Origin of the sequence: Carboxydothermus islandicus (genome assembly GCF_001950325.1) — a bacterium.
Lineage (GTDB): Bacteria > Bacillota > Z-2901 > Carboxydothermales > Carboxydothermaceae > Carboxydothermus > Carboxydothermus islandicus.
The window spans coordinates 1-241 of record NZ_BDJL01000096.1; the positions used below are offsets into that span (position 1 = coordinate 1).

Genomic DNA, 241 nt, shown 5'->3' on the forward strand with positions numbered 1-241 from the left:
GGTGCCTGCCTTATGGTAGGAACCGCGAGACAGGTGCTGCATGGTTGTCGTCAGCTCGTGTCGTGAGATGTTGGGTTAAGTCCCGCAACGAGCGCAACCCCTACCCTTAGTTGCCAGCGTGAAGACGGGCACTCTAAGGGGACTGCCATCGACAAGATGGAGGAAGGTGGGGATGACGTCAAATCATCATGGCCTTTATGCCCTGGGCTACACACGTGCTACAATGGGCGGTACAAAGGGA

1 rRNA gene is annotated in these 241 nt (G+C 56.4%); it reads left to right on the forward strand.

The annotated features are described in order from the left end of the window. Positions 1-241, forward strand: a 16S ribosomal RNA gene (locus ciss_RS09635); the annotation flags it as partial.